Source organism: Rhodopseudomonas sp., from assembly GCF_013377015.1.
Lineage (GTDB): Bacteria > Pseudomonadota > Alphaproteobacteria > Rhizobiales > Xanthobacteraceae > JARJEH01.
On the sequence record NZ_JACABA010000002.1, the window covers coordinates 178,850 to 192,011 of the forward strand.

Genomic DNA, 13,162 nt, shown 5'->3' on the forward strand with positions numbered 1-13,162 from the left:
GAAGCGCTCTGGGATACTGGGTCGTTCGGTCAAGCCGGACGATGACGGTCTTGGTTCGGAAACGCCTTGCTCAGGAAACGCGAGCCCTGCAGCCCATAACGCCACGGCAACTCGACCGCCTTGGTGATGCCGATGCGAATGCCGGTGACGATCTTCGGCACAGCGATGCGCGCATGCAGCGCGATCGGCGGCTTGTCGAGCGGCAGGCCGTTGTGCTTGTAGGTGATCGCCAGGGCCTGTGTAAGCTTGCCCGGGCCGGAGCACAGCGCGCGCGGGTCGTCGAGGCCGCGTCGCCGCCGCATAGCGGCGAGGCCGTGGGTCGGCTCCAGCGCGCGGATCAGCACCGCGCTGGCCGAGCCTTCAGCTTCGCAAACGACATTGACGCACCAGTGCATGCCGTAGGAGCGATAGACATAGGCGAAGCCGGGCGGGCCGAACATCACGGCGTTGCGCGGGGTAGGGCCGCGGAACGAATGCGCCGCCGGGTCGCTGTGGTGATAGGCCTCGACCTCGACGACGATGCCGCCGACGCCGTCCACCAGCAGCGTCGCGCCGATCAGCTCGGGCGCCACCTCATGGACGCTGCGGGCGAAGAAAGCGCGGCGCAGCGGCGGGCCGAGGCTCGGGAGGCGCGGGGCAGCTGGAACGCGGGGGCGGGGCATGGCGCTCCGGTTGGCACGGGCCGGGACCCGCGATGGATACAGTTTGAGCATTATTCCAATGGATGATCCCCAGCAAGGCGCGCGGGTTGCGGGACAATGCCCGGCGGATTAGGTAAGGCTCTGCCAGATCGGACTCGCCATGGTCGTCGTCGTCGATACCGTCTCAACAACCCCGTTGCGCCCGCGCCATCCCGAGAAGGTGGCCCGGCCGGATTCGCCGTCGCCGAAGAAGCCGGACTGGATCCGGGTGCGCGCGCCGAGCAGCCGCGGCTATGCCGACACGCGTGCCATCGTCAAGGCCAACGGCCTGGTCACAGTGTGCGAGGAGGCCGGCTGCCCGAATATCGGCGAGTGCTGGGACAAGAAGCACGCCACCTTCATGATCATGGGCGACACCTGCACCCGCGCCTGCGCGTTCTGCAACGTCCGCACCGGGATGCCCGGCGCGCTCGATCCGCTCGAGCCGGAGCACGTCGCCGAGGCGACCCGCAAGTTGGGGCTGGCGCATATCGTCGTGACTTCGGTGGATCGCGACGATCTCGCCGACGGCGGCGCTGCGCATTTCGCCGCGACCATTCGCGCGCTGCGCGAGCGCTGCCCAACCACCACGATCGAAATCCTCACCCCGGATTTCCTGCGCAAGGATGGCGCGCTGGAAATCGTGGTCGCCGCCAAGCCCGACGTGTTCAACCACAACCTCGAAACCGTGCCGTCGCGCTATCTCACGGTGCGGCCCGGCGCGCGCTACTTCCATTCGATTCGGCTGCTGCAGCGGGTGAAGGAAATCGATCCGACCATCTTCACCAAATCCGGCATCATGGTCGGACTCGGCGAGGAGCGCCACGAGGTGCTGCAGGTGATGGACGACCTGCGCTCGGCCGATGTCGATTTCCTCACCATCGGGCAATATCTGCAGCCAACCCTCAAGCACCACGCCGTGATGCGCTACGTCTCGCCGGAAGAATTCGCCGGCTATGAGCAGGTCGCCTATTCCAAGGGTTTTCTGATGGTGTCGGCCAGTCCGATGACGCGGTCGTCGCATCATGCCGGCGACAATTTCACCAAGCTGCAGGCGGCGCGCGCCGCGCTGGCGCGCTGAGACGTCGACATGCCGCAATTCCAGAGCAAGCGCCGGGTGCGCCACAGCGCCGAGCAGATGTTCGACCTCGTCGCGGACGTCGAGCGCTATCCGGAATTCGTGCCTCTGTGTAGCGCGCTGAAAATCCGGCAGCGTCTGGAAAAACCCGACGGCACCGAGGTGCTGACGGCGGACATGACGGTGTCGTTCAAACTGATCCGCGAGACCTTCACCAGCCGGGTGACGCTGGATCGCGCCAATCTGAAGATTTTGGTGGAGTATCTGCAGGGCCCGTTCTCGCATCTGCAGAACCGCTGGGCGTTCGAGCCGCGTGGCGACGCGGCCTGCGATGTCGGATTCTTTCTGGCCTACGAGTTCAGGAACCGGATGCTGGCGATGCTGATGGGCACGATGTTCGACACCGCGTTCCATCGCTTCGCCGCGGCGTTCGAAAAACGCGCCGGCGAAGTTTACGGCCGCGCGCAGGCTCGCAAGCTTATGGTCTAGTAGTCAGCCCTTGTCGGGCTTCGGCTTGAGCGGCGGCGCGGCGCGGCGCCGTTTCACCGCGGCGCGGCGCGGGCTGCGAGCGACCCGCAGGCGTGATGCGCTGACCGCTGTTCGCGGCTTTGTCGGAGCCTGTGGGCCGCGTGCCAGTTCCATCAGCATGCGCAAGGCTTCGACCACCGAGCGCTGACGCACCGCGCTGCGCCCGATCGCCCCAAAACGATGTTCGCGGTGGGCGATCCGGCCGTCGCGCGCCGCAACCGCGAAATGCACCAGGCCAACCGGCTTGCCGGGCGTGGCACCACCCGGGCCGGCGATGCCGGTGATCGACACCGCGAGATCGACGTCGGCGTTTTCCAGCGCGCCGACCGCCATCGCGGTCGCGGTCTCCTTGCTGACCGCGCCGAAGGTCGACAGCATCGTATTGGTGACGCCGAGCATCGCGTGCTTGGCCTCATTGGAATAGGTGATGAAGCCGCGGTCGATCACGTCGCTGGAGCCGGGGATGTCGGTCAGTGTCGCGGCGACCAAACCGCCGGTGCAGGATTCGGCGGTGGCAATGGTCAGCTTGCGCGAGCGGCACAGATCAAGCAGCGAGCGGGCCAGAGCGCGGGAATCGGCGCGGGCGTCGCTGCCGCTCATCTCAACCGTCCAGCCCGTTCGGGCCCCAGGGCAGCCGGATCGTGGCGGAGGCAGTGGCGGCGATGCCTTCCTCGCGGCCGGTGAAGCCGAGCCGTTCGCTGGTGGTCGCCTTCACCGCGACGCGCGCCACCGGCACGCCGGTGATCTCCGCGATCTTCGCCCGCATCGCGTCGCGCAGGGGGCCGATCTTGGGGCGTTCGCAGATCATCGTGACTTCGAGATTGGCGATTCTGCCGCCGCGCGCGGTCAAGCGGTCGACGGCATATTTCAAGAATTTGTCGGACGCGGCGCCCTTCCACTGCGGATCGCTCGGAGGAAAATGCGAGCCGATATCGCCGTCGGCCAGCGCGCCGAGGATCGCATCGACCAGCGCATGCAGGCCGACGTCGCCGTCGGAATGCGCCAGGAAGCCGCGATTATGCGGCACCTTGAGGCCGCACAGCCAGACGTGATCGCCGTCGCCGAAGGCGTGGACGTCGTAGCCGGTGCCGGTCCGCACGTCGCCGAGCAGGGCGCCGAGCCGGGATTCCTCGCGGACAAAATCTTCCGGTGTGGTGAGCTTCATGTTCGCAACATCGCCTTCAAATGTTGAGACCGTCAATCCCGCCCATTCCGCGATCGCGGCGTCATCGGTAAAATCATCGCGGCCGTCGCGCGCGGCGCGGCGATGGGCGTCGAGAATGACGTCGAACCGGAACGCCTGCGGGGTCTGGGCGATCCGCAACTTCGCCCGCTCCGGCGTGGCCTCGACCTGTTCGGCGGCGTCAACCTGCTTGATGGTGTCGGTCACCGCGATCACCGGCAGCGCCGCGCCGGTTCGTCCGGCGGCCTCGATCGCGCGCGAGATCAGCGCCGGGGTGACGAACGCCCGCGCCGCGTCATGGATCAGCACCACGTCGGGCGACAGGCCGGCCAGCGCTTCGAGGCCGGCGCGGACCGACGCCTGCCGGGTCGCACCGCCGCCGACGGCGGGTTGGTAGTTCAGTCCGCTGACCGCCTGATTGAACATCGCGGCGTCGTCCGGGTTGGTGACCGGCTGGACCGCGAAGATCTCCGGATGGATGCAGAACGGCTCCATCGCCCGGGCAATCACTGAGCGGCCGGCCAGCGTACGGTATTGCTTGGGGCCGCCCGAGCCGGCACGAAGGCCGCGGCCGGCCGCGACGATAATGGCGGCAGTGCGTTGTGATTTCGACATCGTGACCAGCAGGAATTACGCGGTTGAAGGGAGAGTTTTGGCGGTGCAGCGCAAAGCCATTACCATGCCGAGGCGTATATTCATCCTGATTCCATGGTTTTTGGAGACGAGCGCCGACAACATTGCTGCAATGCACTTGCAAGTCCGGCAGAACTGGCTAAACTGTAGGCAACAGGTTAGAGTGCCCAACAAATGAGCCGGACCCATCGCGATGATGCGGTGGCTAGAGAATGAGCATACCGTGACCGGCCCGAAACTATCAGGTTCTACGCCATTGAGAATTGGCAATATTGACGTGGTCAACCGGGTCATCCTGGCACCGATGTCCGGTATCACCGACGCGCCGTTCCGCCGGCAGACCGCGGCGCTCGGCGCCGGCTTGGTGGTTTCCGAAATGACTGCCAGCGAGGATCTGGCGCGGGGACGTGCGATGTCGATCCGGCGCTGCGATGTCGGCGGCGCTGGCGCGCATGTCGTGCAACTGGCGGGCTGTCAAACGCGATGGATGGCGGAAGGCGCGCGGATCGCGGAGGCCGGCGGCGCCGACATCATCGACATCAATATGGGGTGCCCGGCGCGGCACGTGACCGGCGGTGCGTCAGGCTCGGCGCTGATGCGCGATCTCGATCATGCGTTGAAGCTGATCGAAGCGACGATCGCCGCGGTGAAGGTCCCGGTGACGCTGAAGATGCGGCTCGGTTGGGACGACCGGTCGATGAACGCGCCGGAGCTGGCGCAGCGCGCGCAGGCCGCGGGAGTCAAGCTGATCACCGTTCACGGCCGCACCCGCTGCCAGTTCTACAAGGGCGAGGCCGACTGGGGCGCGGTCCGCGCGGTCAAAGACGCGATCGATATTCCGCTCGTGGTCAACGGCGACATTACCTCGTTCGAGACCGCGATATCGGCGCTGGAGCTATCGGGCGCCGATGCGGTGATGATTGGTCGCGGCGCGCTGGGCCAGCCCTGGCTGCCCGGCCAGATCGGACGGCAAATGCAAACGGGCGTCGCGGAGCGCGCGCCGGCGCTGGCCGATCAGCTCTCTTATCTGCGCGTTCTCTACGACGACATTCTCAGCCTCTACGGGGTGCGGATCGGGCTTCGCCACGCCCGCAAGCATCTCGGCTGGGCGCTCGACGTCGCGGCCGCCAGCGGCAATGCGCCGCTGTCCGCGCTGAAGAATTGGCGCACCCGGATCCTGACCGCGGAAGATCCGGCCGCCGTGCATCGTTCGCTCGGCGATGCCTATGATGATTTCGCCTGGAGTGCCGCCGCATGAACTTAGCCGCAGAGCCACGCCGGACACCGCCGACCGACAGCGACGCGATCCTCAACGCGCTGCCGAATCCGGTGTTGCTGATCGCGCCCGACGGCAAGATCATCGACGCCAACATGGCGGCGGAATTCTTCTTCGAGATTTCGACCCAGTTCCTGCGCCGGCAGTCGCTGACCGAACTGGTGCCGTTCGGCAGTCCGTTGCTGGCGCTGATCGACCAGGTCAGAAGCAGCGGTTCGCCGGTCAATGAATACAAGGTCGATCTCGGCACGCCGCGGATCGGCGGCGACCGCCAGGTCGATCTGCATGTCACCCCGATGCCGGAGCGGCCGGGCCATATCGTGGTGATGCTGCAGGAGCGCACCATCGCCGACAAGATGGACCGGCAATTGACCCACCGCAGCGCTGCGCGTTCGGTGATCGCGCTGGCGGCGATGCTGGCGCATGAGATCAAGAACCCGCTGTCCGGCATTCGCGGCGCGGCGCAATTGCTCGAGCAGCAGGCGTCGTCGGAAGACCGCATGCTGACGCGGCTGATCTGCGACGAGGCCGACCGCATCGTGACGCTGGTCGATCGCATGGAAGTGTTCGGCGACGACCGGCCGGTAGCGCGCGGGCCGGTCAACATCCATTCGGTGCTGGATCACGTCAAGCGGCTCGCCCAGTCAGGCTTCGCGCGCAACATCAAGTTCATCGAGGACTACGATCCGTCGCTGCCGCCGGTGCTGGCCAATCAGGATCAACTGATTCAGGTGTTTCTGAATCTGGTGAAGAATGCCGCCGAAGCCGTGGTCGATCTCGGCAGCGACGCGGAGATCCAGCTCACCACCGCGTTCCGGCCCGGCGTGCGGCTGTCGGTGCCCGGCAAGAAATCGCGGGTGTCGCTGCCGCTGGAATTCTGCGTCAAGGATAACGGGCCGGGCGTGCCGGAAGATCTGCTGCCGAACCTGTTCGATCCGTTCGTCACCACCAAGCCGTCGGGCTCGGGGCTCGGCCTCGCGCTGGTCGCCAAGATCGTCGGCGACCACGGCGGAATCATCGAATGCGAATCCCAGCCGCGCAAGACCACGTTTCGCGTGCTGTTGCCGATGTTCAATACCGCGAAGAACTATAATCAAGGCAACGGCGAGGACGTGCCGGCGTCGTCCCCTGCCTCACAGACTGCAAGATGAGGACTAACAATGCCCGCAGGTAGCATACTTGTCGCCGATGATGACACCGCGATTCGCACCGTGCTCAATCAGGCGCTGTCGCGCGCCGGATACGAGGTGCGGCTGACCGGCAACGCGGCGACGCTGTGGCGTTGGGTCAGCCAGGGCGAGGGCGATCTGGTGATCACCGACGTGGTGATGCCGGACGAGAACGCGTTCGATCTGTTGCCGCGGATCAAGAAATTGCGGCCGAACCTCCCGGTCATCGTGATGAGCGCGCAGAACACCTTCATGACCGCGATCCGCGCCTCCGAGAAGGGCGCCTACGAATATCTGCCGAAGCCGTTCGATCTGAAGGAACTGATCGCGATCGTCGGCCGCGCGTTGGCGGAGCCGAAGGACCGCGCCGCGAGCCATGCCGACGAGGCGGAGTTCGATTCGATTCCGCTGGTCGGCCGCTCGCCGGCGATGCAGGAAATCTACCGCGTGTTGGCGCGGCTGATGCAGACCGATCTGACGGTGATGATCTCCGGCGAATCCGGCACCGGCAAGGAGCTGGTGGCGCGGGCGCTGCATGACTACGGCAAGCGCCGCAATGGCCCGTTCGTCGCCGTCAATATGGCGGCGATCCCGCGCGACCTGATCGAGTCGGAATTGTTCGGCCACGAGCGCGGCGCCTTCACCGGCGCCAATACGCGCGCATCGGGCCGGTTCGAGCAGGCTGAGGGCGGCACGCTGTTTCTCGACGAGATCGGCGATATGCCAATGGAAGCACAGACAAGGCTGCTGCGGGTGCTGCAGCAGGGCGAATACACCACGGTCGGCGGCCGGACCCCGATCAAGACCGACGTGCGGATCGTCGCGGCGAGCAACAAGGATCTCCGTATCCTGATCCAGCAGGGGCTGTTCCGCGAGGATCTGTTCTTCCGGCTCAACGTGGTGCCGCTGCGGCTGCCGCCGCTGCGCGAGCACATCGAGGATCTGCCCGATCTGGTCCGGCATTTCTTCGCGCTGGCGGAGAAGGATGGATTGCCGGCCAAGAAACTGGATTCGGCGGCGCTCGAGCGCCTGAAGCAGCATCGCTGGCCCGGCAACGTCCGCGAGTTGGAAAACCTGGCCCGGCGGCTGGCCGCGCTGTATCCCCAGGACGTCATCACGGGTTCGGTGATCGACGGCGAATTGGCGCCGCCCGCGGTCGTCTCCAGCGGCAGCGCGCAGCACGGCGTCGAAAATCTTGGCGGCGCGGTCGAGATGTACCTGTCCTCGCACTTCTCCGGCTTCCCGAACGGCGTACCGCCGCCGGGCCTCTATCACCGGATCTTGCGCGAAATCGAGGTGCCGCTGCTGACCGCGGCGCTGGCGGCCACCCGGGGAAACCAGATCCGGGCGGCGGACCTGCTGGGGCTGAACCGAAACACCCTGCGCAAGAAGATTCGCGATCTCGACATTCAAGTTTATCGCACCGGCGGCTGAATTCGCCGCGCTCGAGATCGTGCTCGGCCGGGTCTCTGCCCGAGATGCGGAAGTCTACGAGGTGACGGCGCCGCGGAATTGTCGTAATTGAGCAACATTGTTGTATGAATGCATCAGTCGGCGCGCTGATCGATCTTTGGCGTCCGCCTCGCGTTCACGCTCACATATTGCCGGAATGACCAGCGCAGACCCGTCGGCCCCACCATTTGATCCGTCGATTGTCGAGCCGCGCGCCGGAAAACTGCGCGGGCTCCTGGCGCCGTTCGCGGTCGGCTTGGCGCTGCTTTCGGCGTTCCTGACCTTCGTGGTGCTGACAGGGCTGACCCGGATCGCGCCGACCCCCGACGTGGTGGTGACGTTCCTGCTGATCAACGCCGCCACAGTGCTGCTACTGGTGGTGATCATCGTCCGCGAAGTCTGGAAGGTGGTGCAGGCGCGGCGCAGAGGTCGCGCCGCCGCGAAATTGCACGTCCAGGTGGTGAGCCTGTTCTCGGTGATCGCGGTGCTGCCGGCGGTGCTGGTGTCGATCGTGGCCAATGTCACCATCGATCGCGGTCTCGACCGACTGTTCTCCGGCCCGACCCGGGCCGTGATCGAGAATTCGCTGATCGTGGCCAATGCCTATCTGCATGAACACGCCCAGATGATTCGCGGCGACATTCTGGGGATGGCCAACGACATCTCCAATGCCCGGCCGCTGTACGACCAGGACCGCCGGTCGTTTCGCGAATTCCTGACCGCGAGTGCCACGTCGCGCAATCTGCCCGGCGCGATGCTGATCGACAAGGACCGCAATATCCTGGAATCGGCGCAGACCGGCATCACCCGCGATTTCGATACCCCGGCGCCGGAGTTTCTCAGCAACATCAACGCCACCGAGCCGCAGATTGCGGTTTTCATCGAAGCCAATTACGTCGCCGCGGTAATCCGGCTGCGCGCCTTCGACGACACCTTCCTGTACGTCGCGCGGCTGCTCGATCCGCGTGTGGTGTCGCAACTGCGCCAGACCCAGGCCAGCGTCGCCGAATATGCCGAGATCGAGGCGCGGCGACTCGGCGTCCAGGTCGCGTTCGCGCTGATGTTCACCGTGATCGCGCTGACCGTGCTGATGTCGTCGGTGCTGATCGGACTGAATTTCGCCAACTGGCTGGTGGCGCCGATCCGGCGCCTGATGGGCGCGGCCAATCTGGTCTCCACCGGCGATCTGCACGTCCAGGTGCCGGTGTTCAAGTCGGAGGGCGATCTCGCCCATCTCGGCGAGACCTTCAACAAGATGACCCAGGAGCTACGCACCCAGCGCGACGAACTGGTCAACGCCAGCGACCTGATCGACAGCCGCCGTCGCTTCATCGAGGCGGTGCTGTCGTCGGCCTCGGCCGGCATTATCGGCGTCGACGGCTCCAACAGCATTGGCATTCTCAACCGCTCGGCCGAGAAGCTGATCGGCCATTCGGAATCCGAAACGCTCGGGCATCCGTTGTCCGAGGTGCTGCCGGAGCTCGACGAGATGATGAAGACCGCGCGCGAGGGCTCGCAGCGGCTGGTGCAGGGCCAGATCACCATCACCCGCGACGGCCGCGAGCGAAACCTGTCGGTGCGGGTCAGCGCCGAGCAAACCAGCCAGTCGCGCGACAGCTACATCATCACCCTGGACGACATCACCGAACTGGTGTCGGCACAGCGTACCTCGGCCTGGGCCGACGTGGCGCGCCGGATCGCGCATGAGATCAAGAACCCGCTGACGCCGATCCAGCTGTCGGCGGAGCGGATCAAGCGCAAATTCGGCAAGGTCATCACCGAGGACAAGGCGATCTTCGAGCAATGCACCGACACTATCGTGCGCCAGGTCGACGACATCCGGCGGATGGTCGACGAATTCTCGCGCTTCGCGCGGATGCCGAAGCCGGTGATCGAGGGCGAGGATGTCGCCGACACCGTGCGGCAGGTGGTGTTCCTGATGCGGGTCGGGCATCCCGACATCGAGATCGAGGCCGAGATCAGGGACGAGCCGATGCGGGCGCGGTTCGATCGCCGGCTGATCTCCCAAGCACTTACCAACATCATCAAGAATGCCACCGAGGCGATCGAGGTGGTGCCGCCGGAGGAACTCGGCAAGGGCCGTATCGAGGTGATCGCTGCGCGCGACCATCACGACATCGTCATCGATGTGATCGACAACGGCATCGGGCTGCCGAAGGTCAGCCGGGCGCGATTGCTCGAGCCCTACGTTACCACCCGCGAGAAGGGCACCGGGCTCGGCCTCGCCATCGTCGGCCGGGTTCTGGTCGATCATGGCGGCCGCATCGAACTCAACGACGCTTCCGATATTCGGCCTGGGCAGCGCGGCGCCTGGATGCGGCTGCGATTTTCGATTTCCGGACAGGCCCCCGCGGCTGATTCCGGTGAACCAAAAATTCAGGCGGGTAACGAAACAACAGCAGAAGCTGTGAGCAGCAGTTGAGATGATAGGCGCGACCCATGGCAAATGACATTCTGATCGTCGATGACGAGGCGGATATTCGCGATCTCGTCGCCGGGATTCTCGACGATGAGGGCTTCACTACGCGCACCGCGCGCGATAGCGATTCGGCGCTGGCGGAGATCGCCACGCGCCGGCCCAATCTGGTGTTTCTCGACATCTGGCTGCAGGGCAGCAAGCTCGACGGCCTGCAATTACTCGAGCAGATCAAGCGAGAGCACGCCGAAGTTCCGGTGGTGATGATCTCCGGCCACGGCAATATCGAGACCGCGGTCGCGGCGATCAAGCGCGGCGCCTATGATTTCATCGAGAAGCCGTTCAAGGCCGACCGCCTGATCCTGGTGGCGACCCGGGCGCTGGAGACCTCGCGGTTGAAGCGCGAGGTCAAGGAACTGAAGCAGCAGGCGCCGAGCGCCTCGACGCTGACCGGCCACTCCGCCTGCATGAACCAACTGCGGCAGACCATTGAGCGCGCGGCGAAAGCCAACAGCCGTATTCTGATTGTGGGCCCTTCCGGCTCCGGCAAGGAGCTGGCGGCGCGCACGCTGCACAATGCCTCGGCCCGCGCCGACGGCCCGTTCGTGGTCATCAATGCTGCGGCGATCACGCCGGAGCGGATGGAAGTCGAACTGTTCGGCATCGAGCAGTCCAATGGCGAGTTGCCGCGCAAGGCCGGGGCGCTGGAAGAGGCCCATGGCGGCACGCTGTTCATCGACGAGATCGGCGACATGCCGCGCGAGACCCAGAACAAGATTCTCCGCGTGCTGGTCGATCAGACCTTCCAGCGCTCCGGCGGCACCACCAAGGTCAATGTCGACGTCCGGATCGTGTCCTCGACCGCGCGCAATCTCGAGGAGGAGATCGCCGAGGGCCGGTTCCGCGAGGATCTGTATCATCGGCTGTCGGTGGTGCCGATCCGGGTGCCGCCGCTGTCGGAGCGCCGCGAGGATATCCCCGAACTGATCGAATATTTCATGGATCAGATTTCGCAGGCCACCGGCCTGCCGAAGCGGCAGATCGGCCAGGATGCGATGGCGGTGCTGCAGTCGCATGTCTGGCCCGGCAACGTCCGCCAGCTGCGCAACAATGTCGAGCGGGTGATGATCCTGGCCGGCGGCGGCCCCGAGGTGATCATCACTGCCGACATGCTGCCGCAGGATGTCGGCTCGATGGTGCCGACGATGCCGACCGGCAATAACGGCGAACACATCATGGGGCTGGCGCTGCGCGAAGCCCGCGAGGTGTTCGAGCGCGACTATCTGATCGCGCAGATTAGCCGGTTCTCCGGCAACATCTCGCGTACCGCGGAATTCGTCGGGATGGAGCGCTCGGCGCTGCATCGCAAGCTCAAGGCGCTCGGCGTCGGCTGACCGGCGTCATCTGCAATCATCATCGGAAACTCGTCATGGCTCGCATCGCCTATGTGAACGGCCGCTATCAGGACATGCGCGATGCCTGCGTCAACATTGAGGACCGCGGCTATCAGTTCGCCGACGGCGTCTACGAGGTCTGCGAGGTACGCGGCGGCCGGATTGTCGACATGCCGCGACACCTGGCGCGGCTGCAGCGATCGTTAGGCGAATTGCGGATCGCGATGCCGATGCCGCTGTCGGCGCTGCAGGTGGTGCTGCATGAGGTGGTGCGGCGCAATCGCGTCAGCTACGGGATCGTCTATCTGCAGATCAGCCGGGGGGTGGCGCGGCGCGACCATGCGTTCCCGGTCAAGCCGGTGCAGCCGAGCATTGTGGTGACGGCGCGGACGATCAGCCTGGCCAAGGGCGAGGACAGCGCCGCGCGCGGCATCAAGGTGATCACCGTTCCGGAGAACCGTTGGCCGCGGGTCGATATCAAGTCGATCGCGCTGTTGCCGAACGTGCTGGCGAAGCAGGCGGCGCGCGAGCAGGGCGCCTATGAGGCTTGGTATGTCGATAGCGATGGTTTCGTCACCGAAGGGTCGTCCAGCAATGCCTGGATCGTCACCCAGGACGGCCGGGTGGTGACGAGGTCCGCTGAATTCGGAATCCTCGCCGGCATCACGCGATCGGTACTAATCGAGACCCTCGCGGCGCTCCAGATCAGGTTCGAGGAGCGGCCGTTCACGCCGAGCGAAGCGCTTCAGGCTAAGGAGGCGTTCGTCACCGCATCGAGCCAGATCGTGATGCCGGTGGTGGCGATCGATGGCCAGGCGATCGGCGATGGTACGCCAGGCAACATTGCCAAGCGTTTGCGCGAGCAATTCCATCGGTTTTCGGCATTTTCCTGAGTTTTGTGGCTTCCGTGGCACAGCTTTTGCGCGAACTGGCTTGCCTAAAAATGACACCTGCCGTCTAATCGTCTTGTCAGCTCCCGGAGGGGGATCTCAGGAAGGCTGGCACCGTGGCCATGTTCCAGCGAGAGCAGCGCTGCGGCAAAAAAAGATCAAAACAAACTGCGGGACAAGAAAATGGCGGCAGACCGCGCACAGAACCTTCAAGACACCTTCCTGAACCATGTTCGCAAGACCAAGACTCCCCTCACGATTTTTCTCGTCAACGGGGTCAAGTTGCAAGGCATTGTTACCTGGTTCGACAATTTCTGCTTGTTGTTGCGGCGCGACGGTCACTCGCAGCTGGTCTACAAGCATGCGATCTCGACCATCATGCCGGGGGCACCGATCCAGTTGTTCGAAGGTGGCGAGGACGCTCCAGCTTGAGCTTGACCTG

Annotated in this window: 12 protein-coding genes; 9 read left to right on the forward strand and 3 right to left on the reverse strand. The window is 65.1% G+C overall.

Annotated elements, in window-relative coordinates:
* Positions 1 to 29: 29 nt before the first annotated feature.
* Positions 30 to 662, reverse strand: coding sequence for a DNA-3-methyladenine glycosylase (locus tag HXX15_RS09110; protein WP_296515252.1), 633 nt, complete (start codon positions 660 to 662; stop codon positions 30 to 32).
* Between the two features lie 139 nt (positions 663 to 801).
* Between HXX15_RS09110 and lipA the strand changes: the two genes are divergently transcribed.
* Together lipA and HXX15_RS09120 are read left to right on the forward strand one after the other, a co-directional pair.
* Complete coding sequence (lipA, locus tag HXX15_RS09115; protein WP_296515254.1) at positions 802 to 1,761, forward strand: lipoyl synthase; 960 nt, start codon at positions 802 to 804, stop codon at positions 1,759 to 1,761.
* 9 nt (positions 1,762 to 1,770) lie between these two features.
* A complete protein-coding gene (locus HXX15_RS09120) occupies positions 1,771 to 2,247 on the forward strand; it encodes a type II toxin-antitoxin system RatA family toxin (protein ID WP_296515255.1) in 477 nt (158 codons plus the stop codon).
* A 3-nt stretch (positions 2,248 to 2,250) separates the two neighbouring features.
* On the opposite strand, the gene HXX15_RS09125 is transcribed toward HXX15_RS09120, so the two are convergent.
* Together HXX15_RS09125 and HXX15_RS09130 are read right to left on the reverse strand one after the other, a co-directional pair.
* Entirely contained in the window at positions 2,251 to 2,886 is a 636-nt protein-coding gene (locus HXX15_RS09125; protein ID WP_296515258.1) for a CinA family protein, read from the reverse strand.
* A 1-nt stretch (position 2,887) separates the two neighbouring features.
* The gene (locus HXX15_RS09130; protein ID WP_296515259.1) at positions 2,888 to 4,084 is read right to left on the reverse strand and encodes a bifunctional 2-C-methyl-D-erythritol 4-phosphate cytidylyltransferase/2-C-methyl-D-erythritol 2,4-cyclodiphosphate synthase; all 1,197 of its coding nucleotides are present in this window, start codon (positions 4,082 to 4,084) and stop codon (positions 2,888 to 2,890) included.
* A 211-nt stretch (positions 4,085 to 4,295) separates the two neighbouring features.
* On the opposite strand from HXX15_RS09130, the gene dusB reads away from it, so the two are divergent.
* The 7 genes from dusB (at position 4,296) to hfq (ending at position 13,152) form a co-directional block, all read left to right on the forward strand.
* Positions 4,296 to 5,360 (forward strand): tRNA dihydrouridine synthase DusB, encoded by a 1,065-nt coding sequence (dusB, locus tag HXX15_RS09135; RefSeq protein WP_296515261.1) that lies wholly within the window; start codon positions 4,296 to 4,298, stop codon positions 5,358 to 5,360.
* Positions 5,357 to 6,529, forward strand: a complete 1,173-nt coding sequence (locus tag HXX15_RS09140) for a nitrogen regulation protein NR(II) (protein WP_296515263.1) — start codon at positions 5,357 to 5,359, stop codon at positions 6,527 to 6,529. The genes dusB and HXX15_RS09140 overlap by 4 nt, the downstream gene beginning before the upstream one ends.
* A gap of 9 nt (positions 6,530 to 6,538) precedes the next feature.
* Positions 6,539 to 7,981 (forward strand): nitrogen regulation protein NR(I), encoded by a 1,443-nt coding sequence (gene ntrC / locus HXX15_RS09145; protein ID WP_296515265.1) that lies wholly within the window; start codon positions 6,539 to 6,541, stop codon positions 7,979 to 7,981.
* 175 nt (positions 7,982 to 8,156) lie between these two features.
* Positions 8,157 to 10,442, forward strand: coding sequence for a PAS domain-containing sensor histidine kinase (locus HXX15_RS09150; RefSeq protein WP_296515267.1), 2,286 nt, complete (start codon positions 8,157 to 8,159; stop codon positions 10,440 to 10,442).
* Between the two features lie 17 nt (positions 10,443 to 10,459).
* Positions 10,460 to 11,830, forward strand: a complete 1,371-nt coding sequence (locus HXX15_RS09155) for a sigma-54 dependent transcriptional regulator (RefSeq protein ID WP_296515269.1) — start codon at positions 10,460 to 10,462, stop codon at positions 11,828 to 11,830.
* Between the two features lie 35 nt (positions 11,831 to 11,865).
* A complete protein-coding gene (locus HXX15_RS09160) occupies positions 11,866 to 12,723 on the forward strand; it encodes a D-amino-acid transaminase (RefSeq protein ID WP_296515271.1) in 858 nt (285 codons plus the stop codon).
* Positions 12,724 to 12,903: 180 nt separating this feature from the next.
* The gene (gene hfq, locus HXX15_RS09165; RefSeq protein ID WP_006020546.1) at positions 12,904 to 13,152 is read left to right on the forward strand and encodes an RNA chaperone Hfq; all 249 of its coding nucleotides are present in this window, start codon (positions 12,904 to 12,906) and stop codon (positions 13,150 to 13,152) included.
* Positions 13,153 to 13,162 lie beyond the last annotated feature (10 nt).